The organism is Streptomyces sp. NPDC032126, from assembly GCF_055580085.1.
The window spans coordinates 1,461,724-1,486,497 of sequence record NZ_JBVIMA010000001.1; the positions used below are offsets into that span (position 1 = coordinate 1,461,724).

26 protein-coding genes and 1 pseudogene are annotated in these 24,774 nt (G+C 73.2%); 5 read left to right on the forward strand and 22 right to left on the reverse strand.

Annotated elements, in window-relative coordinates:
* The first annotated feature begins 6 nt into the window (after positions 1-6).
* Complete coding sequence (locus ACZ5NW_RS06220) at positions 7-5,910, forward strand: hypothetical protein (protein WP_468742532.1); 5,904 nt, start codon at positions 7-9, stop codon at positions 5,908-5,910.
* Positions 5,911-5,946: 36 nt separating this feature from the next.
* Here the strand turns inward: ACZ5NW_RS06220 and ACZ5NW_RS06225 are convergent, their stop codons facing one another.
* Positions 5,947-6,465: a MarR family winged helix-turn-helix transcriptional regulator gene (locus ACZ5NW_RS06225; RefSeq protein ID WP_468742533.1), complete on the reverse strand. Its 519-nt coding sequence runs from the start codon at positions 6,463-6,465 to the stop codon at positions 5,947-5,949.
* A gap of 93 nt (positions 6,466-6,558) precedes the next feature.
* On the opposite strand from ACZ5NW_RS06225, the gene ACZ5NW_RS06230 reads away from it, so the two are divergent.
* Together ACZ5NW_RS06230 and ACZ5NW_RS06235 are read left to right on the forward strand one after the other, a co-directional pair.
* Positions 6,559-7,836 (forward strand): MFS transporter, encoded by a 1,278-nt coding sequence (locus ACZ5NW_RS06230; RefSeq protein WP_468742534.1) that lies wholly within the window; start codon positions 6,559-6,561, stop codon positions 7,834-7,836.
* Positions 7,837-8,054: 218 nt separating this feature from the next.
* A complete protein-coding gene (locus ACZ5NW_RS06235) occupies positions 8,055-8,942 on the forward strand; it encodes a hypothetical protein (protein WP_468742535.1) in 888 nt (295 codons plus the stop codon).
* A gap of 5 nt (positions 8,943-8,947) precedes the next feature.
* Here the strand turns inward: ACZ5NW_RS06235 and ACZ5NW_RS06240 are convergent, their stop codons facing one another.
* From ACZ5NW_RS06240 to ACZ5NW_RS06295, 12 genes and pseudogenes are all read right to left on the reverse strand, one after another.
* Positions 8,948-9,346: a gas vesicle protein K gene (locus ACZ5NW_RS06240; RefSeq protein ID WP_468742536.1), complete on the reverse strand. Its 399-nt coding sequence runs from the start codon at positions 9,344-9,346 to the stop codon at positions 8,948-8,950.
* Positions 9,330-9,575: a gas vesicle protein gene (locus tag ACZ5NW_RS06245; protein WP_468743003.1), complete on the reverse strand. Its 246-nt coding sequence runs from the start codon at positions 9,573-9,575 to the stop codon at positions 9,330-9,332. Before ACZ5NW_RS06245 ends, ACZ5NW_RS06240 begins: the two co-directional genes overlap by 17 nt.
* A gap of 11 nt (positions 9,576-9,586) precedes the next feature.
* Positions 9,587-10,390 (reverse strand): GvpL/GvpF family gas vesicle protein, encoded by an 804-nt coding sequence (locus tag ACZ5NW_RS06250; RefSeq protein ID WP_468742537.1) that lies wholly within the window; start codon positions 10,388-10,390, stop codon positions 9,587-9,589.
* Positions 10,387-10,875 (reverse strand): gas vesicle protein, encoded by a 489-nt coding sequence (locus ACZ5NW_RS06255; protein WP_468742538.1) that lies wholly within the window; start codon positions 10,873-10,875, stop codon positions 10,387-10,389. The genes ACZ5NW_RS06250 and ACZ5NW_RS06255 overlap by 4 nt, the downstream gene beginning before the upstream one ends.
* Before the next feature lie 42 nt (positions 10,876-10,917).
* The gene (locus ACZ5NW_RS06260) at positions 10,918-12,138 is read right to left on the reverse strand and encodes an SRPBCC family protein (protein WP_468742539.1); all 1,221 of its coding nucleotides are present in this window, start codon (positions 12,136-12,138) and stop codon (positions 10,918-10,920) included.
* Positions 12,131-12,655 (reverse strand): ABC transporter substrate-binding protein, encoded by a 525-nt coding sequence (locus ACZ5NW_RS06265; protein ID WP_468742540.1) that lies wholly within the window; start codon positions 12,653-12,655, stop codon positions 12,131-12,133. Before ACZ5NW_RS06265 ends, ACZ5NW_RS06260 begins: the two co-directional genes overlap by 8 nt.
* Positions 12,656-12,700: 45 nt before the next feature.
* Complete coding sequence (locus tag ACZ5NW_RS06270; protein WP_468742541.1) at positions 12,701-12,952, reverse strand: gas vesicle protein GvpG; 252 nt, start codon at positions 12,950-12,952, stop codon at positions 12,701-12,703.
* 7 nt (positions 12,953-12,959) lie between these two features.
* A complete protein-coding gene (locus ACZ5NW_RS06275) occupies positions 12,960-13,670 on the reverse strand; it encodes a GvpL/GvpF family gas vesicle protein (RefSeq protein WP_468742542.1) in 711 nt (236 codons plus the stop codon).
* A gap of 8 nt (positions 13,671-13,678) precedes the next feature.
* Entirely contained in the window at positions 13,679-14,125 is a 447-nt protein-coding gene (locus ACZ5NW_RS06280) for a gas vesicle structural protein GvpA (protein ID WP_468743004.1), read from the reverse strand.
* Positions 14,126-14,162: 37 nt separating this feature from the next.
* Positions 14,163-14,471: pseudogene (gene gvpO, locus ACZ5NW_RS06285) on the reverse strand (gas vesicle protein GvpO); the annotation flags it as partial.
* 86 nt (positions 14,472-14,557) lie between these two features.
* Positions 14,558-14,821, reverse strand: a complete 264-nt coding sequence (locus ACZ5NW_RS06290; RefSeq protein WP_468742543.1) for a GlsB/YeaQ/YmgE family stress response membrane protein — start codon at positions 14,819-14,821, stop codon at positions 14,558-14,560.
* An 81-nt stretch (positions 14,822-14,902) separates the two neighbouring features.
* Entirely contained in the window at positions 14,903-15,403 is a 501-nt protein-coding gene (locus ACZ5NW_RS06295; RefSeq protein ID WP_468742544.1) for a hypothetical protein, read from the reverse strand.
* A gap of 145 nt (positions 15,404-15,548) precedes the next feature.
* On the opposite strand from ACZ5NW_RS06295, the gene ACZ5NW_RS06300 reads away from it, so the two are divergent.
* Both ACZ5NW_RS06300 and ACZ5NW_RS06305 read left to right on the forward strand, forming a co-directional pair.
* Positions 15,549-16,607 carry a right-handed parallel beta-helix repeat-containing protein gene (locus ACZ5NW_RS06300; protein ID WP_468742545.1) on the forward strand — a complete coding sequence of 353 codons (1,059 nt, stop codon included), beginning with the start codon at positions 15,549-15,551 and terminating at the stop codon, positions 16,605-16,607.
* Between the two features lie 79 nt (positions 16,608-16,686).
* Positions 16,687-17,727, forward strand: coding sequence for a methyltransferase (locus tag ACZ5NW_RS06305; RefSeq protein ID WP_468742546.1), 1,041 nt, complete (start codon positions 16,687-16,689; stop codon positions 17,725-17,727).
* Positions 17,728-17,792: 65 nt separating this feature from the next.
* Here ACZ5NW_RS06305 and ACZ5NW_RS06310 read toward each other — a convergent pair whose 3' ends face one another.
* The 9 genes from ACZ5NW_RS06310 to ACZ5NW_RS06350 all read right to left on the reverse strand — a co-directional run bounded on the left by ACZ5NW_RS06310 (position 17,793) and on the right by ACZ5NW_RS06350 (position 24,629).
* Positions 17,793-18,125, reverse strand: coding sequence for a TcmI family type II polyketide cyclase (locus ACZ5NW_RS06310; protein ID WP_468742547.1), 333 nt, complete (start codon positions 18,123-18,125; stop codon positions 17,793-17,795).
* Positions 18,126-18,146: 21 nt separating this feature from the next.
* The gene (locus ACZ5NW_RS06315) at positions 18,147-18,626 is read right to left on the reverse strand and encodes an SRPBCC family protein (protein WP_468742548.1); all 480 of its coding nucleotides are present in this window, start codon (positions 18,624-18,626) and stop codon (positions 18,147-18,149) included.
* Position 18,627: 1 nt separating this feature from the next.
* On the reverse strand, positions 18,628-18,885 hold the full coding sequence (locus ACZ5NW_RS06320) for an acyl carrier protein (protein WP_468742549.1): 258 nt from the start codon (positions 18,883-18,885) through the stop codon (positions 18,628-18,630).
* Between the two features lie 14 nt (positions 18,886-18,899).
* Positions 18,900-20,144 (reverse strand): ketosynthase chain-length factor, encoded by a 1,245-nt coding sequence (locus ACZ5NW_RS06325; protein ID WP_468742550.1) that lies wholly within the window; start codon positions 20,142-20,144, stop codon positions 18,900-18,902.
* Positions 20,141-21,409, reverse strand: coding sequence for a beta-ketoacyl-[acyl-carrier-protein] synthase family protein (locus ACZ5NW_RS06330; RefSeq protein WP_468742551.1), 1,269 nt, complete (start codon positions 21,407-21,409; stop codon positions 20,141-20,143). Before ACZ5NW_RS06330 ends, ACZ5NW_RS06325 begins: the two co-directional genes overlap by 4 nt.
* Positions 21,406-21,792, reverse strand: coding sequence for a cupin domain-containing protein (locus ACZ5NW_RS06335; RefSeq protein ID WP_468743005.1), 387 nt, complete (start codon positions 21,790-21,792; stop codon positions 21,406-21,408). The genes ACZ5NW_RS06330 and ACZ5NW_RS06335 overlap by 4 nt, the downstream gene beginning before the upstream one ends.
* Before the next feature lie 88 nt (positions 21,793-21,880).
* On the reverse strand, positions 21,881-23,038 hold the full coding sequence (locus ACZ5NW_RS06340) for a SchA/CurD-like domain-containing protein (protein WP_468742552.1): 1,158 nt from the start codon (positions 23,036-23,038) through the stop codon (positions 21,881-21,883).
* A gap of 123 nt (positions 23,039-23,161) precedes the next feature.
* Positions 23,162-23,833: a class F sortase gene (locus ACZ5NW_RS06345; protein WP_468742553.1), complete on the reverse strand. Its 672-nt coding sequence runs from the start codon at positions 23,831-23,833 to the stop codon at positions 23,162-23,164.
* Positions 23,834-24,041: 208 nt separating this feature from the next.
* Positions 24,042-24,629 carry a hypothetical protein gene (locus tag ACZ5NW_RS06350; protein WP_468742554.1) on the reverse strand — a complete coding sequence of 196 codons (588 nt, stop codon included), beginning with the start codon at positions 24,627-24,629 and terminating at the stop codon, positions 24,042-24,044.
* Positions 24,630-24,774 lie beyond the last annotated feature (145 nt).

Here is a 24,774-nt window from a genome sequence, read left to right on the forward strand (position 1 = left end):
CCGGACATGACCGACGCGTTCGCCGCCCGCGCGCAGCTCGACCGGGCCCGTACCGACGCGGACACCGCGCAGGCCCGCGCGGACGAGCAGCTGGCCGTGGTGCGCAGGCTGCAGGACGCCATCCGGGCCGGCGACGAGCGGGCCACCCCCGAGCTCCTCGCCGCCGCCGAGTCCGCCCAGGCGGAACTGCAACGCACGGCCGAGCAGCTGAACGGCTTCGTCCGCGGCGCCCAGGACGAGCTGACGCAGGCCCTGGACGCCGCCCCCGCGCTGTTCCCCGACGACAACACCGCTCCGATCGCGCTCCTGCCGGTCCGGGTGGAGACCATCTGGTGGGAGCCGAGCACCCTGCGCGTACGGGTCTACCCGGACGACATCCTGCTCTCCCACTTCGACCCCGACCTCACGCCAGCGGAGGCGGCCGCCGCCGCCGAGTACTGGCAGGACCCGAGCCCGCGGGCCTGGGAGAAGGTGCTCGGCGCTCTGCGCCCGGCCCGGGCCGCCTGGGCGGTCGACGCCTGCCGCCCCGGCTCCCCGCCGCCCGTGGTGCGCCCCGACGACCCGGGCGAACACCGCCGGCGGGTCGTCGCGATGCCGAAGCGCTGGCGCTTCCTCGGCCTGATCGACGGCCAGATCGTGGTCGACAAACCGGGCCGCCCGGTGCCCGACCCGCTGCCGATCGGCCTGCTGCGCGCCGACGAGGAGGGCTGGGAGACCGACTGGTTCGAGGCGCTCAAGGCCGGTATGGGCGTCGAGTTGAACCTCCCCGACGGCATCGACCACCTCGACGAGCTGATCGTCGTAGGCGTACGGGGCGACTCGCCGGCGGACGGCGCGGCCCGGCTGCGCGACCTGCTGCACGGCCACCGGTTCGCCGGCGGGCTCGGCCTGCTGCCGCCCGGCACCGCGACCAACAACACCCCGCGCGCCCGCTCCGGCTGGTCCTCCGCCCCCGCCTACCCGGGGCCGGAGCCGGTCCCGGGTGCCGGTGAGCGTCCGGTCGCCGACGCGCTGGCCGACGCCCTCGGCCTGCCGGACGCCGGCTTCCTGCGCGGCTGCCCCGGCGCCGCCGACGCGGAGCCCTCGGCGGTCGCCGCGCTGGCCCTGCTCACCTGGCCGACCCTGGGCAAGGGCTTCGCCGAGGCCGCGGTGACCGAACTGGACCTGGGCACCCGGGCGGTCAGCGAGGTCGCCCCGGCCCGGCCCTGGCGCGCGATCCGCGACCACCTCGCCGAGCACGTCCGCAGCCGCGGCCCGCTGCCCATGCTGCGGGTCGGCCGCCAGCCGTACGGGGTGCTGCCCGTCACCGCGCTGGGCGACTGGCGGGCCGACCGCGACCGGGACGTGGACGGCCTGCTGGCGCCCTGGCTGCTCCGGCTGCGGGAACGCTGGCGCGAGGTGCTCGCCGAAGAGGACACCATCCCCCGGGTACGTCCCGACCAGCCGGTCGACCAGGTCGCGGTGGACGCGTTGCAGCGCCTGCCCGTCGCCACCGGCCTGGCCATGCGCCGCATGGACGGCCCCGGGTTCGCGGTGCCGAAGACCCCGCGCGACGAGCCTCCCGCCGAACCGGGCCTGCCCGGTCTGTCGCCCCAGGGCGCGTTGCGCTGGACCACGAGGGGCGACGGCTGGACCGATCTCGGGTGGGGCCTGGACGAGACGACCGGCGTCCCGGGATTCGTGCAGCGGCTCGCCCCCGACCCGGTCGCCTTCCCGGCACGGGCGGCGGCCACGGCGGACTATCTGCACGCGGTGCGGGCCTTCCTGGCCGGCGAGCTGGACGCCGCGGCCTACGACCGGGCCTGGCCGGTGCAGCTGTCCGACGGCCGGGAGACCCCGCCCCGGCCCAGCACGTTCTTCGACCTGCCCGGCGTCCCCGAGGAGGAGCCCTCCGGCGACACACCGGGCGAGGGAGGGGAGCAGCCCCAGGACGACGGCGAGCCCCAGGAGTTCCCGCCCGAGCCCCCGCCGGACGCCCGCGGTGTCCTCGACGCGCTGCTGCTCCTGCCCAACTGGGCGTTCTTCGAAGGCGACGACGGCGAGGACGACCCCCTGCGCCGGGCGCTGGCCGTCACCAGCGACGTGGACCAGCTGGTGGCCGACGTACTGGAAGGCCTGAACGAGGGCGAACGCGCCGAACGCGTCGCGGCCGCCACCCGCGCCGCGGCCGCGCTGCCCCGGCTGGAACAGGCGCTGCGCACGCTCGCCGCCACGCCGGTGACCCGACTGCCCGAACTGCTCCTCGAAGTCATCGACGGCTACGCGCACCGCCTCGACGCCTGGGTCACCTCCCTCGCGTCCCGCCGGCTCGCCGAGCTGCGGACCGCCGGCGTCCACGGCGTCCGCTACGGCTGCTACGGCTGGGTGGAGAACCTGCGCCCGCCCGTGGCCAGGGAACAGGTCGACATCGAACTGGACGACGAGACCACCACGGTCGAGATGTCCGCGCAGGACGGCTACATCCACGCACCGTCGCTCCAGCACGCGGCCACCGCGGCGGTCCTGCGCTCGGGCTTCCTCGGCCACCCCGGCGAGCGGACCTACGCCGTCGGTCTCACCTCGCGCCGTGCCCGCGTCGCCCGCTGGCTGCTCGGCGGAGTGCGCCACGGGCAGAACCTGGGAGCCCTGCTGGGCTACCGTTTCGAACGGGCCCTGCATGACGCCGGACTGGACCATCTCGTCGAGCGGTTCCGCCGCCAGTTCCCCCTCCCGGTGGTGCCCGAACCCGAAGGGCAGGAGACCGACCAGGAGCTGTGGGCGCGCAGCGCGGAGGCGATCGCCGCGCGCAACGTCGTCGACGGCATGGCCCTCGTACGGGCCGGTACCGGCGCCCTGGACCAGCCGAGCGTCATCGACGGCGCGCCGGTGGCGCCCCCGGCCGACCACGACGCGGCGCTGGCGCTGCTGGAGGACGTCGCCGACGCCCTCGACGCGGTGGGCGACCTGGTGCTCGCGGAGAGCGTCCACCAGCTGGTGGGCGGCAACCCCATCCGGGCCGGGCTGACCGCCGACACCCTGGGCCGCGGGGAGGACGTACCGGACACCTTCCATGTGCTGCGCTCGCCGTACCGGGCGCGCGCCCTGACGCACCGGGTGGCCGCGCTGCTGCCGGCCCAGCCGTCCGGCCCGACCGGATGGCCCGCCGACCCGCTCGCCCGGCTGCAACCGGCGGTGGAGGCGTGGGTGGCGCACCTGCTCGGCCCGGCGGCCGCCTGGACGCTGACCGGCACGCCGGGCGACGGCCAGGCCGTCGAACTCACCGCCGACCGCGCCGGACTGGGCGCGCTGAGCACCGTACTCGACCTGGCCGCCGCGGAACCGGCCCGGCTGCGCCGCGCGTTCCTCGACGCGCACGGCCTCCCGCCCGACACACCGCTCGCCCTCACCGGTCCCGGCTGGGCCGGGCTGCGCGGCCGGGCCGTGCGGATCCGTTCGCTGCTGGCCACCGCCCAGCCGCTGCTGCCGGCGCACCTCGCCGACAGCCCGGCCGCGGCCGCGACGGCCGACCTCCAGGCCCGGCTGGCCGGCTTCGCGGACGATCCGCTGCTCACCGCGCACCCCGGCGCTCCCGCCCTGCGCGCGCTGGCCGTGGAGGCGGTCGGTCCCGACGCGATCGAGGGCTGGCTGTCGCGGGCCCGGGCCGCGCTCGCCGAGGTGCTCGGCGCGGAGATCCCGCTGCTGCCCGACCTCGCCGCGGCGGTGCCGGCCGGGCGGGACGGCCTGCCCGGCGCCGATGTCGAGGACTGGCTGCGGCGCAACGCGGCCGTACGCCCGGTGGTCCGCGCCCTGCACGAGTCGCTGCTGCTGGCCGGGGCCCGGGCCGGTCGCCCGGAACGGCTGCGCGCCGCGCAGAGCCCGAGCGCCGACGCCGACGCGTGGATCGGCGGCACCTTCCCGGCCGGGCGGCGCCCGGCGGCCACGGCCCACCTGGTCTGGCACGCGCCGGCCGACACCCCGCCCGGCGCCGCCGTGACCGGTCTGCTGCTGGACGAGTGGATCGAGCTGCTGCCCGGCTCGGACCAGCCGCGTCCGGCCGAGGACGCGCCGGAGACCGAACTGACCGGCGTCGCCTTCCACTACGACCGCCCGGACGCCAAGGCCCCGCACAGCGTGCTCGTCGCCGTGCCCCCCGATCTCACGCGCGGCTGGACCTCCGACGGCCTGGTCCAGGTCCTGCGGGAGACCCTCGAACTGGCCAAGCTGCGCGCCGTCGACATCGCCGACCTGCCCCGCCTCGACGATCTGCTGCCGGCGATCCGGATCCCCCAGCAGGGCGCGACCGGGCAGGCCCTCGCCAGGATCGAGACCCGCCGCCCGAACACCGACCCGGACGGGCCCTTCCGGCTGGAGCCCGGGTACCGGTCGGGCGATGTCGAGTCCGGCCTGGCCGCCCGGGTGCACGACCCCCTGTGGCTGCTCACCCGGCAGTGGCAGTTCGGCGAGTTCGCCGCCCAGGACGCCGGTTCCCCGGCCGTCGTCCGGATGACCGGCGCCAGCGCTCCCGTCGACGCCTGGCGGCCGGCCGGGTCGCCCGACTGGGTGCGCTACGACCCCGGCGCCGGGCCGCTGGACACCCAGGTCGAGGACGAGCCCGTACGCGTCGACGAGCGGCTGCGCGCGGAGGGCGGTGCCGCGCTGCTGCGGATGGCCGACGACGCCGGACTGCTCACCGCCGCCCTGACGGCACTGGCCCCCCACCCGCTCCCCGCGGGGCAGCCCGCCGTCGACCTGGTCGGCCTGCTCCAGGGGCGGGTGCCGGACGCCGCGTCGGTGGCGGCCGCCCTGGACGCGGGCACGTTCGACGCGGGAGCGGACCCGGCGCTCGGCGCGGTGGCCGCCCGCTGGCGGAGCTGGTGGGCCGGGCAGCTCGCCGAGCGCGGTCCGGACTGCTTCGACCCGCACCGCTTCGAGTACGCGGCGGAGCTGTCCACCGGCGGCTCGGTGCTGCGAGCCGAGGAGTACCTGGGCGACGGGCTGGACTGGTACGTCGCCGACGTGCACCCCGATCCCGACGTCCAGGCCGCTCCGCCGGGGCCGCGGCGGGAGTTCCTGGCCGAGGGACTGCCCACGACGGTGCGTTACGGCGGTCTGCCCGCCGACCGTTTCTGGGAGATGGAGGACGCGCGCGTCGACCTCGGCTCGGCGGAGGTGTCCGCCCTGGACACCGGCCGGCTGCTGCTGATCTCCTTCGCCACCGTGTACGGCAACGACTGGTTCCTGGTGCCGCTGGAGGTGCCGGCCGCCTCGCTGACCGCGCTCGACCAGTTGCTGGTGCGCGATGTGTTCGGCCGCCATCACCTGGTGCAGCGGGCCGGCCGGGACGATCCGTCGTGGTCGATGTTCACCCTGCACAGCGAGGACCCCGACCACCCGGCGGCGGCCGGTCTGCTCATGCTGCCCGGGGGCCGGGGCCACACGGGAGAGCCGCTGGAACAGGTGACGCTGGCCCGCGACGAACTGGCGAACCTGGCCTGGGCCGTGCAGCACCGCTACACCGACGACCGGGGCGAACCGGTGGACCGCCGGGACCGGTGGGCGCGCCTCGCACCCCCCGAGCCGGTCACCGCCGGCGAGCTGCCCGCGTACGGCGTGCAGACGCTGGTCCCCGACTACTGGTTCCCGCTGGTCCCGGAGCAGGTGCGGCCCGCGGTCATCCGGTTCCGCCTGGCGGAGCTGACCGGCCCCGGCCTCGACGCGCGCCCGGAGGGCCGGCTGATCACGCCCGGTCTCACGGTGTACGAGGAGGAGGTGCCGCGCGACGGGGCGAACGTGCTCCGCCGCCCGGTCCTCGCCCGCTGGTACGACGGCTCCTGGCACAGCTGGGTCCGCAGGGAGAAGTCCCCCGGCACGGGGGAGAGCTCCAGCGGCCTGGCCTTCGACACGGTCCGGCCCACCGAGCCCTGGCCGTGACGGGACCGTCGGGCGGCGTCGTCTGCGCCTCGCCCCTCAGGAGGCGTCGTCGTGCCTCTCCGCGGCGAGGGCGACGCGGCGCAGCAGGGCGGACAGCGTGCGGCGCTCGTCCTGGGAGAGGACGCCGAGCAGCCGGGACTCCTCGTCGCCCATCACGTCCATCGCGCCCAGCCAGGTCGTGCGCCCGGGTCCGGTCAGCTCGACGTCGACGCGGCGCCGGTCCGTCGTGGACGGCGTACGGCGTACGAAGCCGCGGCGCTCCAGGGCGTCGAGGCGGCCGGTGACCGAGGCCGGGGCGAGGTCGAGGTCGGCCGCGAGCTCGGACGGCGTCGCCCGGCCCTGGCGGGCGGCGAGCTTGTGCAGGGTGTCGAACTCATGGCGTTCGAGGTCGTAGTCGGCCAGCGACTGTTCGCGCACCCTGCTCAGATGCCGGGTGATCCGCTGCATGCGGGTCACCGCGCCCTCGATGTCCGGATCGAGGTCGGGCAGCACCGCCATCCACCGGGTGACGTGCTCGTCCGTCCAGTCGCGGCCCCCGGGCTCCGTGCGCTCCATGGCCCCACCCTACGCGTCGGAGCTTCGGCCTCTGATAATTCGGCACCATATATTTCGTTGACGAAAGTTCGGTGCCGAAATAGATTCGGCGCCATGCCACACCGACTCGTGCGCAACCGCGCCTTCCGGCTGCTCTTCCTGGGGCAGTCGCTCTCCCTCATCGGCGACGCCGTCGTCCCCGCGGCGCTGGCTCTCGCCGTGCTGCGCGCCACCGGATCCACGTCCGCGCTCGCGCTCGTCCTGGGGTGCGCGATGGTGCCCAGGCTGGTGCTGCTGCCTCTCGGCGGTGTCGTCGGAGACCGGTTCGACGCCCGCACCGTGGCCCTCGCCACCGACGTGGTGCGCTGTGCCGCGCAGCTCTGCGTGGGCGTCCAACTCCTCGGCGGTGCGCCGCAGTTGTGGCAGATCGCCGTCGCCGAGGCCATCGGCGGGGCCGCCTCCGCGTTCGCCATGCCCACCCTGCCGCGGCTGATCACCGGGTCGGTGCCCGGCGACGACCGGCACGCCGCCAACTCCGCGCTCGGCGTCGTCAGAAGCGCCACCCGCCTCGGCGGCCCGGCGCTGGCCGGTGTGCTGATCCTCGTCGCGGGACCCGGCTGGGCGTTCGTCCTGGACGGGGTGTCCTTCGCGGTCAGCGCGGCCCTGCTCGTCCCCCTGCGCGTCGAGCACGTCCCGGCCGAGTCCCGCTCCCTGCGCGCCGATCTCGTGGAGGGCTGGCGGGAGGTCCGCGCCCGTGACTGGTACTGGACGAGCCTCCTCGCGCACGGCGTCTGGAACGGCGCGGCGGCCGTACTGATGACGCTCGGCCCCGCCCTGGCCGTACAGCGCATGGGCGGCGAGGAGATCTGGGTGGCGATCCTCCAGGCCGGCGCGGTCGGACTGCTGCTCGGCTCCCTGCTCGCCGGCCGCGCCCGCCCCCGCCACCCCATCCTCGTGGCCAACCTCGGCCTGGCGGCGTACGCGCTGCCGCTCGCCCTCCTCGCCGCCGACGCCCCCGCCGTCGCCGTCATCGCCGCCTACGGCCTCGCCCTGGCCGGCCTCGGCTTCCTCAACCCCGTCTGGGAGACCGCCGTCCAGGCCGCCATCCCGCCCGGCGTCCTCGCCCGCGTCACCTCGTACGACTGGCTGCTCTCCCTGGGCGCCATGCCCCTCGGGTACGTCCTCGCCCCGCTCGCCGCGAACGCCTGGGGCACCCAGGCGCCCCTGTGGGCCGCCGCCGTCGCCGTGGGCCTGGCCTGCGCGGGAACCGCGGCGGTACCGGGCGTACGCCGCTTCACGACCCCCCGGACGGCCACACCACCGAAGACCCCTCACGTCGACTCCACGAACGAGCCCCGGCCCGACCGGGTGCCCGCACCCACGGAGCACTAGGGCCTGTCCGGCGGATCAGGTCGTAGGAAAGTGACGGCGCCCCGTCAGCCCAGATGGGCGTGCCAGTCCCCGCGTCTGCGGCATGATCCGCCGGACAGGCCCTAGCGGACGAGTGGTCCCGCTCGAGGAGCGGTGGTGGGTGAGCCGTGCCCGCCGGGCCCCGCTTGCGGTGGCGCGGTGGGCGGGTCATAAAGGGCTGAGAGCGGAAGGGGGCGCTGGTGGATCTGGACGCTGTCGCCGACGAGCTCTACGGGCTGCGGCCGGAGGACTTCACCGCCGCCCGTGACGCGCGCGCGGCCGAGGCCCGGGCCGCCGGCGACCGTGCCCTGGCCGAGCGGATCGGCGCGCTCCGACGGCCCACCCTGTCCGCCTGGGCCGGCAATCTCCTGGTCCGTGAGCGGCACGCCGAGACCGTGTCCCTGCTCCAGCTCGGCCAGGCTCTGCGCGAGGCGCACCACGACCTCGACAAGGCCCAGCTGCGCGAACTCAGCCACCGCCAGCACCGTCTGGTCAGCGCCCTCGCCCGGCAGGCCGGTCAGCTCGCGCGGTCGGCGGGCCACCCCATCGGCGACGCCGCCCAGTACGAGGTGGAGAGCACGCTGCGCGCGGTGCTCGCCGACCCCGCGGCCGCCGAGGAGTGGGCCACCGGCCGACTGGTCAAGCCCCTCACCCGAAGCCATGGCTTCCCGGCCACCGCGGCCGCCGTCCCGCGCCGCTCCGAGACGCCTCGCGCGTCCACCGCGACCGCCACACGACCCGGGCCGGCCGACGAAGAGCGTCGGCGCCGGCTCGCACAGGCCCGGCGCAAGGCCACGGAGGCCGACCGGAAGCTCCGTGACGCGCAGGCCGAGGCGGCGAGCGCCCGCCGGGACGCCGAGGACGCCGAGCGGCCCGTCGAGCGGCTGCGCCGCCGGCGCACCGAGCTCACCGAGGAGCTGAAGCGCCTCGACGGCGAGTACGAGCAGGCCCGGACCGCCGCCCAGGAGGCGGTCGACCGCGCACGCGCCGCCGACCGGACGCTCCGCGAGGCCCGCAAGCACGCCGAGGACGCCACCGCACACCTGAACCACCTCGCCGGCCGCGGCTCCGCGTCCGGCAGGAGGTGACGCCCTCACGGAGGCAGCAACGGGCCCAGCGGCCCCAGGTCGATGTTGAGGTCCTCCAGGGTGAGGCCGTAGCGCCCGCACAGGTCGGTCATGGCGTCATGGAGGGCCAGCAGGGTCCGGCCCAGCTGCTCCTCCTGCTCCTCGGTCAGATCGCCCTCGTCCACCCGGTGCAGCGCCTGCCGCTCCATGAGCTGGCGCAACAGCTCGACGACCGTGAGAACCAGTCTGACCAGGTCCCGCTCCACCGTCTCCGGGTCCGTGCGCAGACGCCGTGCCGCGCCCCGGCCCGCGGGCGGCGCGGCGATGTCGTCGGGGCGGGCGGGCAGCAACGAGAACGCGCGGGACGCGGCGTCGGCCACTTCCCTCAGCCGGTCGGGAGGTCGCCGGTCAGCCGGATACGTCATGGGCGCCGCCGTATCCCCTCGTCGTCCGCGCGGGCGCGAGGGGCTCCCACTGCTCCTCCGCCCGCTCGCGTACGCCTTCCACGACCGCCCGCAACGAGACCCGCACCAGGTCGATGTCGGCGATCGACAGGACCAGATCACCGGTGATCACGACTCCTCCGCTCAGCAGCCGGTCCAGCAGGTCGATCAGCGCCACCTGCCGCTGGCTGATCGGGCGGTCGACGTCCATGCCGAAGTCGGTCACCGCTGCGTCGCCCCCGGCCGTACGGGAGGCAGGGCGAAGGAGTACGGCGCCCACGGGCCGGTGACCTCGACCCGTACCCCCGGAAGGCCCTCGGCGGCGTGCTCCATCCGCTCGCGGAACCGCTCGCCCAGACCGCTGGGGACCAGATAGGCGTCATTGGCGACGTTCTCGCCGGGGACGGGGGCGAGGTTGCCCTGCTGCGGGCGGTGCCGGGCACGCTCCACCGCGAGGCCCCTGGCCTCCAGTTCCGTGCGCCGTACGGCTTCCTCGGCGGCCCGCCGGACGTCCTCGCGGGACTGGTGCTGGCGCCTGCGCTGCCGCAGATAGGCGCGTCCGGGATCGGGGTCGCCGGCCGGATCGCCCGACGGCGGGAGAGCGGAGGAGGAGGCCGGTACCTCGGCGTACACCTTCACACCCCACTCCACATGGCCGGCGAGCCGATCCAGCAGGGCGGCGAACTCCTCCCGGCGCTCGTTCAGCATCCCGCGGACCCGGTCCTCGCCCAGGTAGACCGTCGCCAGCCGCAGGGGGAGGACCGTGGTGTGGGCGGCCAGGGTCTCGATGACCAGGTGGTGCGCCCTGGCGGTCGTCTCCAGCCACTGGAGGTCCTCCAGGCGCGTCCGCAGGGCCGCCTCGGAGAACTCCTCACCGGGCACCGGACTGACCGCGGCGGCCACCTCGCCCGCGGTGACCAGCCGCACGGGTGCCTGCGCCACCCCTCGGACCTCCGCCAGCGCCTGCGGCTCCACCGGGGCGGTGGCCGGCAGCACGGCGTAGGCGTAGCTCAGCCGCTCGTTCACGACTCCGTGCCTCCGTCCTCGTCATCGGCCGCCTTGCGCCGGGCGCGTTTGGGTGCCGCGTCGGTGGCACGCTTCGGCGGGGCGTCGGGGTCGCGTTTGGACGAGCGGGAGCGACGGTCGCTCGCCTCGCGTTCGGGGAGTTCGGCGGGAGAGTGCGCGACGCGCTCGCGCAGCTCCTTCACCTCGGCCCGCAGACGCCGGTTCTGCTCTTCGAGCGTGTGCCGGTCGCCGTCGGCGCGCGAGGACAGGGCGGGGTCGTGCTCCCACCAGTCGATACCGATCTCCCTGGCCTTGTCGACCGAGGCCACCAGCAGACGGAGTTTGATCGTCAGCAGCTCGATGTCGAGAAGGTTGATCTTGATGTCACCGACGATGACGATGCCCTTGTCGAGCACGCGTTCGAGGATGTCGGCGAGATTCGCGCCGGTCTCCTGACCGTAGGGGGAGAAGGCCCGAGTGGGGACGGCGGAGTCGGATTCGGTCACGGCACACTCGACCTCGATTCACACTGCGTCGGGCGTCGGCGGTCACCCACGGCGTCGGCGGGACCTCGGGGGTGCTTCCTCGGTGTCGTCGGGCGTCTGCTCCTCGTCCTCCTCCCAGTCCCGGTCCTCTTCGTCTTCGTCGTCTTCCCGGTCTTCCTCGTCTTCCTCTTCGTCCTCGTCGCGAGCCTCGTCCTCGTCGTCTTCGTATTCGGCGCGAGCCTCGTCCTCGTCCTCTTCCTCGCCCGCTTCTTCGTCTTCGTCGCGGGCCTCGTTCTCGTCCTCTTCCTCGCCCTCTTCGCCCGCTTCTTCGTCTTCGTCCTCGGCGCGAGCCTTGTCGTCGTACCGCTCGTCGGCCTCCTCCGGCTCCTCTTCCTCCGCTTCGTCCTGGGCGTCCTCGGCCTCGTCGACCACTTCGCCGTCGCGGATCTCGCCGCGCCAGCCGCCGGTGGCCTCGCCGCGCAGCATCACGAAGGTGCGGTAGAGCTTCAGGTCGAGCCGGGCGCGCCGGCCCTGCGCCCGCACCAGGCTGCCCGTCCGCTCGACGATGCCCTTGGGGAAGTACCGCAGGACGAGCAGCACCTTGGTGAGGTTGTCGCCGAGCGGGTGGAAGGTGACGACGCCCTTGGTGGTCGCCTTCTCGCCCTCGGACGTCCAGGCGATCCGCTCGTCGGGGATCTGCTCGGTGATGACGCCCTGCCAGCGGCGGCTCGCCTTGGCGACCTTCACATGCCACTTGGTGGTGGTCTCGTCCTCCTGCTCGACTTGGACCACCCCCTTGGAGAACCGGGCGAAGTCCTGGAACTGGGTCCACTGGTTGTACGCCTCGCGGACGGGGACGCCCACGTCGATGTCCTCGATGATGGTCAGCCCCTTGCCCGCGGCGTCGGGAGCCTTCTCGCCGCTGTGGCCCTCTCCCTTCCCGGTGACGTCCTGCGCCTTCTGGAGCACAGCGTCCTTGGTCTGCGACGCGGTCGCCTTCAGCACATCCGCCCCCGACGGGAGGTGCTCGCGGAGCATCTTGCCGCCCCCGGCCACGGCGGTGGCCAGCCCCTGGGCGCTGGGGAGGTGCGCCTCCCCCAGCCGGCGTGCGCCCTCGCCCATGCGCCGGCCCACCCCCTCCAGCATCACCTGGAGCCGGGCCTCGATGTAGTGCTCCAGCTCTTCCTTCAGCCGATCGGTGCTCGAACTCTTCGCCTGGCGCGCTGCGCCGTCCGCCTTGGCGGGGGCGGAGGAGCCGCGCGCGCTCGCCTTGCGCTCAGCCATCGTCGGTACTCCTCGATCGTGAGGCGCCGCTGCGCGAGCGGGAGGTGGTGGAGGTCTTCCGGCCGCCGGACCGTCCGCCCTTCGCGCCCGTGGTGCGCCGCGCCTTGGGGGACTCCTGGGCGGCTTCCTCGTCCGGTCCGGTGTCCTCGTCCGCGTCCGTCTCTTCCTTTTCCGCTGCCGCGTCGTCCTCTTCCTCGGCGTCGGCCTCGCGTTCGCCGTCGGGATGCGCCTTCTCCGACAGCCGGGCGGTGCGCTCGTGCAGGGCGCCGGCCAGCGTGTCCGCCTTGGCGTCCATCACGGACGTCGCGGCGGCCTTGCCCGCGTCCGTCAGCTCCGTACGCACCTGCTGGGTGATGGTGTTCAGGAAGGGCGACTCCTGGAGAACCTTGCCGAGCTGCCCGGGCTTGATCCGCGAGCCGGCCAGCAGGGCGCCCAGGCTCAGCGCGAGTTTGGCCTTCTTCGTCCGGCCCAGCACATATCCACCCAGGACAGCTGCGCCGACTTTGGCGTTGTTCATGACACGTCTTCTTTCCTTCCTTGCCCGGCCTCGGAGACCGCGCTGTCATCCTCGGCGCTGCGCCTGATAGGCGCTGATCTCCTGCAGGCGGTGCAGCAGTTGCTCTTCACGGCGTGCGAATTCCTCGTCGTCGACCTGGCCCTCCTGCCGCGCCCGCTCCAGCTCCACGAGCGCCTCCTGCACGGGCGCGGGATCGTAGTACTCCTCCTCGGCCGCCCGGACGACCTTGTCGAGGACCCAGCGGACGCCCCGCACAGGAGCGGCGGGCAGCGCCAGGATCTCGGTGATCAGTCCCATGAGGCCCTCACACGAAGCTGTACGGCGGCAGCGGTCCGCGCATCCGCAGCTCGACCGCCTCGCCGTAGCGGTCGGCCAGTTCCTGTCCGGCCCGGGCGAACTCCTCGGACTTGTCGTCGTCGACCAGGAAGGCGGCGTTCAGGGCGTACGACTGGGACGGGGACGCGAGCTTCTCGGCGAGGGTGAGCGGCTGGAGCGCCGCCCGTACCTCCTCGGCGAGCGCCGCCTGGCGGCGCTGGATCTCCTCGGACACCAGCTGGCCGAGCGCCATTCGGTCCTCGTAGCTGCCGCCCTCACGGGTTCGCTCGTTGAGCTCCTGGGCCTGCGGGTTCTCCTGAAGGATGGTGCGCAGGACGGTGTCCTCGTCCGGAATCGCCTTGACGTTGAATTCCACGCGCCCGGCGAGCTCGTCGAGGCGCTGCTCGAACGCCTCGGCCCGTTCGTCCAGCACGGCACGGACGCCGTCCTCGTCCTCGGCCACGTAACCGAAGCCCAGCGGCAGGGTGGGGCCGTCCTCCCAGAGCCGCCGCTGCACCTCGTGATGCGCCTCCAGGTCGTGGCGCGCGACGGAGAGGTCCGCGGGGGCCTCGCTGACGACGGCGCAGAGGGAGCCGCTGTGTATGGCGCGCAGCTTGGTGTCCGTGCCCCCGACGGTCTCCAGACCGTCCAGGCGCAGCGGGTGGGTGTCCTTGGTGATCGCGTAGATGTAGAGGGACATGGACTGGCTCACTCCTCCCGGTCCCTTGAGGAGCGGCGGCTGGAGCTCCGTTCGGCATGCTTCGGCCGCCGTTCACGGTCGTCGTCCTCGTCGTCGCGCTTCTTCCCGAGGGACTCCGTGACGGCCTGAACCGCGCCGGTCAGTGCCCCCTTGGCCTTGCCATGGGCGCCGCTCTCGGTGGTGCCCTCGACGATGTCGGACAGTTGCGCGGGCGCCTTGCGGCCGGACTCCAGGTCCAGCCGGTTGCACGCCTCGGCGAAGCGGAGGTAGGTGTCGACACTGGCCACGACGACGCGTGCGTCGATCTTCACCAGTTCGATGCCCACCAGGGACACCCGGGCGAAGGCATCGATGACCAGCCCCCGGTCCAGGACGAGCTCCAGGACGTCGTAGAGATTCCCCGAACCGCCGCCGGCGGTTCCGGGCACTGCGCCACCGTTGCCCTGCGGTACCACGGTCACGGTGTCTTTCCTTCCGGTGTGGGACGGCCCTCTACCTGCGGCCGTCCTGCTTGTCGATCTGCGCTCGCGAGTAGCGGCGCCCTCGTTCGTACGCCAGCAGCTTCCCCTCGGGGTCCAGGACGACCTGGTAGCTCGCCATGACGCTGGTGGTCTCCGGTACGCGCTCCAGCTCCACGACCTCGACCTCGGCTTCCCAGCCCTCTTCCGTCGGTTTCAGCGAGGAGACCGACTCCGGGGCCCGTCCCAGCAGCTGGCTCAGCTGCTCGATGGCCGAGCGCATCGCCTCGGGGGCGGACACGCGTTGGTCGGACGACTCCTGCCGCGACGAGGAACGTTCCTTGCGTGGTGCCTTGCGTGGCTCGCTGTCACTCGTGGTCGGTCACCTTCTCTTGATCCTTGTTCGGTCGGCGCCCTGGTCGGGCCCGTTCAGCGGCGCAGCTTCACCTTGCTGAGTGCGGCCACGCCGAAGGCCGCCAGAGCGATCTGGATGAGCCATTCGACCCAGTCGACGCCCTTGGTGTCGGCGACGCCCAGACCGGACGCGACGGCGGTTCCGATGAACGCGGCGACGATGCCGATCACGATCGTCCACAGAATGCCGATGCGCTGACGGCCGGGAACGACGAGCCGTCCGAGCACGCCGATGACAATGCCTATGACGATGGCACTGAGAACGCCTGAGATCTCCATGAGGGCGATATCACCTCTTACGTGGATGCGGGGCTCTTAACGGGGATGCGAGGCGCGAGTACCCGTTCGAATTGAGCTCACTCAGTTCTGTTTCGCGTCGCTCGCCGCGATCCCCGGTGGGCCCTCGGATCCGGCCCCGAGGACCTGCGCGTTCGCGCGGCGCAGGGCGTCCCGCAGCCGCCGCAGGTCGTCCGCGGGGCGGCCCAGGCCGTTGAGCTGGAGGCGCGCGGCCTCGATACGGGCGTCCGGCTGGGCCGTGAAGGCCAGGTCCATGGCCTGGCGGAGCATCCACTGGTCGTAGGCCAGCAGCCGTCCGGCGAGCGCCCGGGTCTCGACCAGGTCGGCATCGGTGAGGGGCACCTCGCGGAGGCGGCCCTGGAGGGTGTGGAACCGTCTCCCGGCGCGGCCGCAGTCCTGGGCCTCCCGCCCGCTCACCCCGTCCGGGGCGCCGCAGGCGGCCACCGCGGCGTCGGCGGACCGCTGGGCGGCGACGGCCTCGTCCAGGACGGCCAGCAGCGCCCTGAGCTGGGCGGCCCGGGGCGGGCCCGCGATGGGGGAGCGGTGGCGGCGCAGGTGGGCCATGGCTCCTCCCGGGTGTGAGCCCTCCAGTGCCCCTCCAGTGTGCGCCGGTGTCCCGCCGGGGCGGGAGTGTCGAGGTCTCCCGTGACACGCCCCCGGATGGGCGATGCGCCCGGTCCGCGAGGGGTCGGGTCATATCGTGCGGAATATGAAGAAATGTCATATCGCCTACATGGCGTGCGCCGCGGCGCTCATGGGGAGCGGGATCGGCGCCGCCGCGCCGGTCTCCGCCCCCATGATCGATGTGGTCACCCCGGGCGAATCCATCCAGCGGGCGGTGGACGCCGCCCGACCCGGCGACATCGTGCTGCTGACCTCCGGCACGTTCCACGAGAGCGTCACGGTGAGCACGTCCGGCGTGACCCTGCGGGGCATGGGCCGCAGCACCGTGATCGAACCGTCCGCGACCAAGGCCGCCGGCACGTGCGCGGAGGGCGGCAACGGCATCTGCGTGGTGGGCACGAAGGACCACCCCGTCGAGGGCGTCACCGTCGCCTCCCTGACCGTGACCGGCTTCACCCGGACCGGCGTGTACGCCACGGACACCGACCGGCTCACCGTGCGCAACGTGGCCGCCGTGCGCAACGGCGTGTGGGGCATCGCCCAGGAGCACTCCGTGCGCGGCGTGTTCCGGGGCAACACCGCCCGGGACAACGGCGACGCGGGCCTGTTCCTCGCCAACACCATCAAGGCCGAGGCGGGCGCCGCCGACACCCAGGGAACGGTGGTCGCGCGCAACCGCCTGGAAGGCAACCGGATCGGCGTCACCGTCCGCCGCCTGCGCAACCTCACCGTCGCGGACAACCGTATGACCGGCAACTGCGCGGGCGTCTTCGTCGTCGGGGACGAGAACAAGCCCAAGGCCGGCGCTCTGACCGTGCGCGACAACCGCATCGCGCGCAACAACAAGTCCTGCCCCAAGACCGCCCGCCTGGACGCCATCCAGGGCTCGGGCATCGTCCTGACCGGCGCCGAGGACACCCTGATCACCCGGAACGTGATCACCGACAACGTCGGCACCTCGCCCATGTCGGGCGGCATCGTCCTGTTCAAGAGTCTGGTCGGCGCCACCAGCGACAAGAACCGGATCACCGGCAACCGGCTGTCCGGCAACTCCCCGGCCGACCTCGTCAACGCCGACACCGGCCAGGGCAACACCTTCGACGGCAACACCTGCCGGGCGTCCAGGCCCGCGGGACTGTGCTGACCGCCGCCCCGGCCGTCCCCCTCCGCGCACTCCCGTCAGTGCGCTCACGAACCGCCAACCTCGTAGGAAGGAAGCGGCCATGACGACCGCTCAGACCGCCCCGCCGCCGTCCATGCGGCTGAGGGAGCTCGTGTTCGGGGCGGCGTGCGCCGCCGCCCTCCGCGCCGCCGCCCGGCTGGGCGTCGCCGACGCCCTCGGCGACAGCCCCCTCGCCGTGGAGGACCTCGCGGCGGCGGTGAAGACCGAACCCCAGCCGCTACGACGGCTGCTGCGGGCCCTGTCCTGCTACGGCGTGTTCGCCGAGCGGCCGGACGGGACGTTCGAGCACACCGACATGTCCCGCCTGCTGCGTGAGGACGACCCGCACAGCCTGCGCTACATCTCCCTGTGGTGCACCGAGCCGTGGACCTGGGACGCCTGGCCGATGCTGGACGAGGCGGTGCGCACCGGCCGCAACGTCGTCGAGGACCTGTACGGCAAGGAGTTCTTCACCTACCTCAACGAGGACGCCCCCGAGTCGGCGGACGTCTTCAACCGGGCCATGACGACCTCCAGCCGCCAGTCCGCCCGCGACGTCGCGGAGTTCCTCGACCTGTCGGGCAGCTCCTCGGTGGCCGACATCGGCGGCGGCCAGGGGCACGTCGTGGCCAGCCTGCTGGAGAAGTACCCGTCGATGCGCGGCACCCTGCTCGACCTGCCGCAGGTCGTGGAGAACGCCGACCCCCGGCTGCGCCCGGGAGGCGAGCTCGCCGACCGCGTGCGCATCGTGCCCGGCGACTGCCGCGCGGCCATCCCCGTCGAGGCCGATGTGTACATCATCAAGAACATCCTGGAGTGGGACGACGACTCCACGGCCCGCACCCTGGCCAACGTCATCGGGGCGGGCGGCCCCGGCACACGGGTCGTGGTCATCGAGAACCTCGTCGACGACACGCCGTCGATGCGGTTCAGCACCGCCATGGACCTGTTGCTGCTGCTCAACGTCGGCGGCGCGAAGCACACCACCGAGAGCATGGTCCGCCGGCTGACCGCCGCGGGCCTCGTCATCGACGAGATCCGTCCGGTCAACCCCTACCTCCACGCCTTCGACTGCATCGTCCCGGTGAACCCCGTCTCCTGACGGACCGGCACACACCGCCGGGCCCGCACGGCGCGCGGGCCCGGCGACCGACGGCTCGCGACGGCTCAGGGGGCGGCGTCCCGCTCCCACCGGTAGAAGCAGTGCGCCATCGCGTCCTTCGGGGAACGCCAGGTCGCGGGGTCGTAGGCGCTGACGTACGCCGTCAGCCGCTCGCTGATGTCCCGGAACTCGGGATGCCCGGCCACCTTGGCGATGGCCGGCCCGGGGTCCCGCTCGGACTCGATGAGGTGCAGGTACACGTCGCCGAACTGGAAGAGGCTGCGCCGCGCCACCCCGACGAGGTGGGGCAGCTCGCCCCGGTCGGACTCCTCGAACAGCTTGGCGATGTCGGGGGCCGATCCCGGGGCCATACGGGCGACGATCAGGGCTTGATGCATGGGGACTGTCCTCCGTAGGGCTCAGTCGGTCAGGCCGGGCGCGTAGCCCTGCTCGGCGGCCGCCTTCTCGACGCGGTCCCGGATCAGAGCCATCTGGACCTTGGAGTTCCGGTTGATGTTGTCCGTCATCCACGCGTCGTCGACGGGTGCCTCCGGCTTCATCGCGAAGTCCTGCGTCCACACCATCCGGGTGCCTTCGGGCACCGGCTCGTACTCCCAGCGGATGTTCATGTGGGCGAAGGGCCCGGTCTCGACGCGGCGGGCCTTGACGGTGAGCGTGTCGCGGTCCGTCTCCCGCTCCGACACCCAGCTCCACACCGTGCCGTTGTCGTCGGGGTGCATGGTCAGCCGGAACGTCGTCTTGTTCCCCTCCTGGGAGAGGATCTCGGCGGAGGCGTACTCGCTGAACAGCCGCGGCCAGTTCGCCACGTCGTTCGTCATGTCCCACACCAGGTCGACCGGCGCGCCGATGGTGATCTCGTTCTGGGTGTGTCCGGACATCTCAGGCTCCCGCCATCAGAGCGGAGTTGACGAGGTCGAGGAACTGCCGGGGCGTCTTGGAACGCTCCGCGTCGGGCGGCATCGCCGTCCCGTAGCGCTTCTCCAGCTCGCTGACGACGCCGAGCAGCCCGAGCGAGTCGATGCCGAAGACATCGAAGCCGGAGTCGCACTGGTCCTGGAGCTCGTCCGGGTCGACGGCGATGCCGGCGGCCTTCTTCATCAGTTCGGACAGCTCTTCCACGGTGATTCGGTCACTCATGCGGTGCCTCTCCTTCAGGGACTTTCCGTCACGGCCGGTGCCCGCAGCACCAGGGCCGAGTTCGACCCCATGAGCCCCCGGCTCAGGACCAGCGCCGTGCGCAGTTCGGCGGCACGGGCCCGGCCGGTCACGAGGTCGAGGTCATGGCAGATGTCGAAGACATGGGGGGTGGGTGGGATCAGGCCGTGCTCCATCGCCAGCACCGCCGCCGCGGTGTCCAGCACGGGCGCGGCCGCGTAGCTCCGCCCGATGCCGGTCTTGGGCGCCGTGACGGGCACGCGGGTGCCGAGGACGTCGGCGATCGCCAGCGCCTCGGCGCGGTCCGCCGCGGGCACGCCGAGCGCGTCCGCGAAGACCACGTCGATCTCCTCGGGGGAGCAGCCGGCCTCGTCCAGGGCGCCCCGGACGGCCTGGACGAGGCCCTCGCGGGACTCCTCCCAGCGCGAGGCGCCGGTGAACGTCGCCGCGTGCCCCGCGACGACGGCCCGTACGGTCGCGCCCCGCGCCCGGGCCGTGGCCTCGTCCTCCACGACGAACATGGCGCCGCCCTCGGCGGGTACGAAACCGCAGGCGGCCGAGGTGAACGGGCGGTAGGCCCGGTCCGGTTCGGCGACGGTGCTCAGCTCCTCGTAGCCGAGCTGGCACACCCCCGAGTAGGGGGCCAGCGGTGCCTCGGTCGCACCGGCCACGAGGATGTCGGTGCCGCGCAGGACGGCACGCGCGGCATGCGCCAGGGCGTCCAGACCGCCGGCCTCGTCGGAGGCGACCACACTGCAGGGGCCCTTGAAGCCCCGGCGGATGGACACCTGGCCGGTGCTGGCGGCGTAGAACCAGGCGATGGACTGGTACGGGCCGACATAGCGGCTGCCCTTGCTCCACAGCTGCTGGAGCTCGCGCTGGCCGAACTCGCCGCCGCCGGACCCGGCAGCCGTCACCACGCCCACGGAGAACGGCGCCGCGTCCGTCTCGCGGCGGCCGAGGCCGGCGTCGTCCAGCGCCTGGTCGGCCGCCGCCATCGCGAAGTGCGTGAACCGGTCCGTCTGGATGAGGAAGCGCTCCTCGATCGCTCCGGACGGGTCGAACTGGCGGATCTCACCGGCCACCCGCAGCGGCAGCTGCTCGCATCCCTCGCGGGTGACCCGGTCGAGGACGCTGATGCCCTCCTTGGTGGACTTCCAGAAGGTCTCGGTGCTGGTTCCGTTGGGCGCGACCACGCCGATTCCGGTGACGGCCGCGCGCCGTGGATGGGGTTCGCTCATCGTGCCTTCTCCCTCGGCCCGGTCAGGACCACCGCGGACTGGAACCCGCCGAACCCGCTGCCCACGGAGAGCACGCTGTCCAGCGCTCGCTCGCGGGCGACGCGCGGGACGTAGTCCAGGTCGCACTCGGGGTCCGGAGTCTCGTAGTTCGCGGTGGGCGGTACCACCTGGTGGACCAGCGCCAGCACACAGGCGGCGACCTCGATCGCCCCGATCGCGCCGAGGGAGTGACCCACCATGGACTTGATGGAGCTCATGGGCGTCGCGTAGGCGTGCTGTCCCAGGGCCCGTTTCACCGCGGCGGTCTCATGGCGGTCGTTCTGCTTGGTGCCCGACCCGTGCGCGTTGACGTAGTCGATCGCCGTGGGGTCGAGCCGGGCGTGGTCGAGGGCGACCTCGATGGCCCGGGCCATCTCCAGGCCCTCGGTGGTCAGACCGGTCATGTGATAGGCGTTGCCGAACGTCGCGTACCCGCCGATCTCGCAGTACACATGCGCCCCGCGTGCCCGGGCGTGTTCGAGCTCCTCCAGGACGAGCACCGCGCCGCCCTCGCCCATCACGAACCCGTCGCGGTCGGCGTCGAAGGGACGCGAGGCGTGCGCGGGGTCGTCGTTGTTCGGGGACGTGGCCTTGATCGCGTCGAAGCAGGCCATCGTGATCGGGGAGATCGGCGAGTCCGACGCGCCCGCTATGCAGACGTCCGCCCTGCCCTCCTCGATGGTGTGGAAGGCGTACCCGACCGCGTCGAGCCCCGAGGTGCAGCCGGTGGAGACCGACTGCACCGGCCCGCGCGCCTCGAACCGCTCCGCCACCGTGGAGGCGAGCGTGCTGGGCGAGAACGCGCGGTGCAGATGCGGGCCCGCCTTCCGGTGGTCCACGTCCCAGCGCTCGCCCCGGTGACTGACCAGCACATAGTCGTGCTCCAGCCGGGTGGTGCCGCCGACGGCGGTGCCCAGACTGACCCCGACCCGCCAGGGGTTCTCCCGGGCCAGGTCGAGGCCGGAGTCCCGGACCGCCTCCTCGCCGGCGACCAGAGCGAACTGGATGTACCGGTCGCAGCGGGCGATCTGGTCCGCGTCCAGTCCGTGGGCCGCCGGGTCGAAGTCGCACTCCGCGGCGATCTGGGAGCGCAGTCCGGACGGGTCGAAGAAGGTGATGCCCCGCGTCGCGGTGCGCCCGCCCGCCAGCAGATCCCAGAACGCGGGGACACCTATGCCGCCCGGGGCGACGACACCTATGCCGGTGACCGCCACGCGCCGCGTCATGAACGGACCTCGGCGACGGCAGGGGTCTCCTCGGTGTCGACATGGCCCTCCGGCGGCGTCGGGGCCAGCGGACCGAGGTGGAAGACCATACGGGCCTCCACCTTCCCGACGTTGCGGAAGCGGTGGCGCATGAAGGCGGGGATCAGCAGACCCTGCTCGGGCTGGAGCGGGTACGGCTCGCCGTCCAGGTCCACCTCCAGCTGCCCGCACAGCACGTAGATGAACTCCTCGGAGTGCGGGTGGTAGTGCTCACCGATGCGGTCGCCCGGCTGCACGATGGCCACGCCCATGAAACCGCTGGTGGAGCCGACCGTGGTGGGAGTGAGCAGGGCGCGCAGATCGCCGCCGCGGCGGGTGTTGGGCTCGACCTCGCTGAGATCCACGATTCTCGGGTGGGGCTTGGTCACGACGTTCCTCCGATCAGGTGCTGCATGACATGGGGACGGGGCCGCCGCGGCGGGCGCGCCGGCATCAGGCGTCGGGAGCCTGGCGGTCGGTGATGAAGTCCATGCGGGCGAGCGTGAGGAGACGGTCGGCGGCGCCGTCCTTCAGCGCGGAGGCGTCCGCACCGAGGGCCGCCATGTCCAGGAGGCCGGCCAGCTCGGCGGCCCGTTCGCGGTCCCGCAGCCCGAACGCCGGGCCGGGAGCGGCCTCCAGCCCGCCGCGTACGTCGATCAGCCGGACCACGACATCGTCCCGCTGGAAGATCGTGCTGCGCAGGACGGGGCCGTTCGGGTCGTCCGCCGCCGCGGAGTCCTGCTCGGCGAGCAGCTCGGCCAGCCGCATGCCGCAGCCCTCCCGGGCCGGGTAGTACAGCGCGTGCCGCTCGGCGTGCGCGCTGTCCTGGCCCGACGTCACATGGTGGACGGCGGGCAGGGCCGCACGGGTGAAGAAGACCCGGGCGGACTCCGGATCGTTGAGGTCCCGGTCCTGCTCCAGATGGGGGTTGATGGCCTCCTCGACGGCCCGCACCTCGGGCTGCCGGGCGACGTGGCGCAGCGCGGCGAGCAGGTCGCCCCGCACCTCGATGGCGCGCACCACCCGGTTGCCGTGCATGAACAGGGAGGTGCGGCACAGCCGGGTGGTGTCGTCGACCTTCGGCTCGGGGGACGCGTAGTCGGCGAGGATCTTTGCGACGGTCTCCTCGTGGCCCGGCTTGACCGTGAAGGTCAGCGCGTGCCGGATCAGGCCGTCCCCGATCCGGGGCGCCGTCTGGAGCCGGCGGTCGCCGGGCGCGGCGCCCACCGCCGCGCCGCCCGTCTCACGGACGATGTGGAAGCGCAGCGACCGGGTGTCGCGCACGCAGGAGTGCAGCGGCTGCACCATCCGCACGTGCTCCTCGCTGTTCACCCAGGTGAGGAACGGCGGGGCGCTCTCCCACTCACTGGTGATCAGCCACTGGGAGGGGTTCTCGATGGACTGGCAGAGCTGGTCGCTGACGTGCCCGGGCACGGACGCGACCTGGTTGCACAGCTGCTCGTACGCCTCCAGGAACTGCTGCTGGGCTCCGTCGTGGACGTCCACCAGCAGGACGACACGGAGCCGGGAGCCGTCGAACACGGACTGGGAGACCCGCTGCGACACATGGTGCGTGCGTGACGTCTCAACTCGTTCGGACGTAGTGGTCATCCGGGCACATCTCCTTCGCGGGGCAGAGGTGAACGCCGGCCGCGGTGATGCGACGTCAGCGTTCCTCGATCCTGTGCCCGTCCCCACCGGCGCGCGACTCGTATGAACTGCGCGGGTGACGGCTCAGGCGAGGTGTGCGAAGACCACCAGGTTGTCGGTGTAGTCCTTCACCGACCGGTCGTAGTCACCCGCACAGGTGATGAGACGGACCTGGGGCTGCGCCGTATCGGCGTACACGCGCTGGTCGGGGAAGTCGTCCTTGGCGAACGTCTCCGTGTCGTCGACCACGAAGGAGGCCGTACGTCCGTCGGCGCGCTCGACGCGGAAGACGTCACCCTTGCGGAGCTCCCCGAGGTTCGCGAACACGGCCGCGGACGTCGCCGTGTCGACGTGCCCGGCGATGATCGCCGTGCCCGCCTCCCCGGGCGAGGCGCCCCCGGCGTACCAGCCGACGAGGTTGACGTCGGCGGCGGGCGGGGGGTTCAGATGCCCGGTGGAGCCGAGGGACAGCTGCGTGAACGGGGCGTCGACCGAGATCCTCGGGATGATCAGACGCACCGGCTTCGAGCGCGGCAGGCCCTTGCGCACGGGCTGTCCGGCGGGCGGTGCGGCCGCGGTGACGGTCGCGGGGCGCGCCGGGCGGGAGTTGCCGTCGGACGACTCGTCGTGGCCGCCGACCAGGCTCACGGCCACCACCAGGAGGGCCACGCCCCCCGTCATCATCCAGTTGGCGCGGGATCCCGAACGGGCCGGATCCGGTTCGTTGTCGGTGGGGGAAGAAGGACGAGCTGCCATCGGACACCACCTCACGAGGACACGGCAGCGGAAGGGACGGGACACCGGGAGGACCGGAGGGGGCACCGGGAGAAGCAGAGGGACCGGCCGGGACTCCGGCGGTGCCGGAGGGGGCACCGGGAGGACCGGCCGGGACACCGGGGTAGCCGGCCGGGCCGCCACGCGGCACGCGCGTGGCGGCCGCAGCGGCTATGTCATCCGGCATGGGTCAGGCCACGCTTCCGGCGGCCCTGCGACGACGCGCCGCGTACAGGCCGGTTCCGGCGACCGCCAGGACGGCCAGACCGCCCGCGGTCATCGTCGGCGAGGCGAGCGCGCCGCCGCCCGTGTGCATCCCGCCGTGCGGCTTCTCGTGGTCGCCGCCGCTCCAGGAGTCCGAGGAGTCCTTCTGGGAGCCGCTGTCCTCCTTCTGCCAGCCGCTGTCGTCCTTCTGGGAGCCGCTGTCGTCCTTCTGCCAGCCGCTGTCCTTCTGGGAGCCGTGGTCCTTGTAGGTCTCCGGGTCCTTCGGGTCGCGCGCGCTGCCGCCGGCGTCCTGGGTGACCGCGGTCAGCGCACCGCCGCCGGTGTGCACGCCGCCGTGCGGGGAGTCGTGTCCGCTGTCGGCCTCGTGCTCCTTGCCGTGTTCCTTGCCGTGCTCCTTGCCGGACGAGGAGGACGAGGAGGAAGAAGAGGACGAGGAGGAAGAGGAGGAGTCGTCGGGGTTCCAGTCGCCTCCGGCGGCGTAGGCGCCGGGAGCGCCGAGAACCAGGACGGCCGAGGCCGCCGCGGTGACCATGATCGTGCGAGCAGAGCGCATCTGACATTCCTTCCGCCGATGACGGGCAGCTGTCGCGTTGTCAGCTGAGGTGACCCGCCCTCGACGTGATTCACCGTCAGCCAGGACGCGGCCCGCCGCCACTCAGGGCGATCGCTCGGGTGACGCCGCGGTGCGGATGGCGGAA

What these genes read in the sequence shown, in the direction of transcription:
- ACZ5NW_RS06220 (WP_468742532.1), top strand. Translation starts at nt 7, where the DNA reads ATGACCGACGCGTTCGCCGCCCGCGCGCAGCTCGACCGGGCCCGTACC.
- ACZ5NW_RS06225 (WP_468742533.1), bottom strand. Translation starts at nt 6,465, where the DNA reads ATGGAGCGCACGGAGCCCGGGGGCCGCGACTGGACGGACGAGCACGTC.
- ACZ5NW_RS06230 (WP_468742534.1), top strand. Translation starts at nt 6,559, where the DNA reads ATGCCACACCGACTCGTGCGCAACCGCGCCTTCCGGCTGCTCTTCCTG.
- ACZ5NW_RS06240 (WP_468742536.1), bottom strand. Translation starts at nt 9,346, where the DNA reads ATGACGTATCCGGCTGACCGGCGACCTCCCGACCGGCTGAGGGAAGTG.
- ACZ5NW_RS06245 (WP_468743003.1), bottom strand. Translation starts at nt 9,575, where the DNA reads ATGGACGTCGACCGCCCGATCAGCCAGCGGCAGGTGGCGCTGATCGAC.
- ACZ5NW_RS06260 (WP_468742539.1), bottom strand. Translation starts at nt 12,138, where the DNA reads ATGGCTGAGCGCAAGGCGAGCGCGCGCGGCTCCTCCGCCCCCGCCAAG.
- ACZ5NW_RS06265 (WP_468742540.1), bottom strand. Translation starts at nt 12,655, where the DNA reads ATGAACAACGCCAAAGTCGGCGCAGCTGTCCTGGGTGGATATGTGCTG.
- ACZ5NW_RS06270 (WP_468742541.1), bottom strand. Translation starts at nt 12,952, where the DNA reads ATGGGACTGATCACCGAGATCCTGGCGCTGCCCGCCGCTCCTGTGCGG.
- ACZ5NW_RS06275 (WP_468742542.1), bottom strand. Translation starts at nt 13,670, where the DNA reads ATGTCCCTCTACATCTACGCGATCACCAAGGACACCCACCCGCTGCGC.
- ACZ5NW_RS06290 (WP_468742543.1), bottom strand. Translation starts at nt 14,821, where the DNA reads ATGGAGATCTCAGGCGTTCTCAGTGCCATCGTCATAGGCATTGTCATC.
- ACZ5NW_RS06295 (WP_468742544.1), bottom strand. Translation starts at nt 15,403, where the DNA reads ATGGCCCACCTGCGCCGCCACCGCTCCCCCATCGCGGGCCCGCCCCGG.
- ACZ5NW_RS06300 (WP_468742545.1), top strand. Translation starts at nt 15,549, where the DNA reads ATGAAGAAATGTCATATCGCCTACATGGCGTGCGCCGCGGCGCTCATG.
- ACZ5NW_RS06305 (WP_468742546.1), top strand. Translation starts at nt 16,687, where the DNA reads ATGACGACCGCTCAGACCGCCCCGCCGCCGTCCATGCGGCTGAGGGAG.
- ACZ5NW_RS06310 (WP_468742547.1), bottom strand. Translation starts at nt 18,125, where the DNA reads ATGCATCAAGCCCTGATCGTCGCCCGTATGGCCCCGGGATCGGCCCCC.
- ACZ5NW_RS06315 (WP_468742548.1), bottom strand. Translation starts at nt 18,626, where the DNA reads ATGTCCGGACACACCCAGAACGAGATCACCATCGGCGCGCCGGTCGAC.
- ACZ5NW_RS06320 (WP_468742549.1), bottom strand. Translation starts at nt 18,885, where the DNA reads ATGAGTGACCGAATCACCGTGGAAGAGCTGTCCGAACTGATGAAGAAG.
- ACZ5NW_RS06325 (WP_468742550.1), bottom strand. Translation starts at nt 20,144, where the DNA reads ATGAGCGAACCCCATCCACGGCGCGCGGCCGTCACCGGAATCGGCGTG.
- ACZ5NW_RS06330 (WP_468742551.1), bottom strand. Translation starts at nt 21,409, where the DNA reads ATGACGCGGCGCGTGGCGGTCACCGGCATAGGTGTCGTCGCCCCGGGC.
- ACZ5NW_RS06340 (WP_468742552.1), bottom strand. Translation starts at nt 23,038, where the DNA reads ATGACCACTACGTCCGAACGAGTTGAGACGTCACGCACGCACCATGTG.
- ACZ5NW_RS06345 (WP_468742553.1), bottom strand. Translation starts at nt 23,833, where the DNA reads ATGGCAGCTCGTCCTTCTTCCCCCACCGACAACGAACCGGATCCGGCC.
- ACZ5NW_RS06350 (WP_468742554.1), bottom strand. Translation starts at nt 24,629, where the DNA reads ATGCGCTCTGCTCGCACGATCATGGTCACCGCGGCGGCCTCGGCCGTC.